Origin of the sequence: Neglectibacter sp. X4, from assembly GCF_009917365.1 — a bacterium.
GTDB lineage: Bacteria > Bacillota > Clostridia > Oscillospirales > Acutalibacteraceae > Acutalibacter.
In genome coordinates this window covers 1-512 of record NZ_QWLE01000357.1, presented here as the reverse complement: position 1 = coordinate 512, position 512 = coordinate 1, and the positions used below count along the sequence as shown (strand labels likewise).

Sequence of the window (512 nt, the reverse complement as noted above, 5' to 3'; positions counted from 1 at the left end):
GATGAAGAAGTATATATGTACTTCAACACACCAATTACCCCTTGCCTTGTAGAACCAATTGAAGGGGAAGCATTTGAATACTTGATTCTTCCTGTTAGAATCACCAACAATTAATTATGTACATTAAAAATATAGAGCTAACTAATTTTAGAAATTACAACCATTTAAAAGTGGATTTTAATAAAAATGTAAATCTTTTCCTGGGTAATAACGCCCAGGGAAAGACTAATTTGCTGGAAAGTATATACATTACTTCTATTGGCAGATCTTTTAGAACCAACAAGGACAGCGATCTTGTAAAATTTGATCAATCCATAGCAAAAGTTAAGGTAGAAGCTGAAAAAGAAGTCTTTGACACTTCTGTAGAAATTACCATTAAAAAAGACGCCAAGAAATCCATAAAAAAAGACGGCATCAATATCAAACGAACGTCCGAACTTCTTGAAAACATCCTAATTGTAATTTTTTCGCCGGAGGATTTGAAAATCGTCAAAGATGAGCCGGAAAAGAGA

General features: G+C 33.2%; 1 protein-coding gene. It reads left to right on the top strand.

Features of this window, described 5'->3' with window-relative positions; translation table 11 throughout:
- Positions 1-116 precede the first annotated feature (116 nt).
- Positions 117-512, top strand: a 396-nt coding sequence (locus tag D1841_RS18555; RefSeq protein WP_166554424.1) for an AAA family ATPase, incomplete at its 3' end; no start/stop codon positions are given.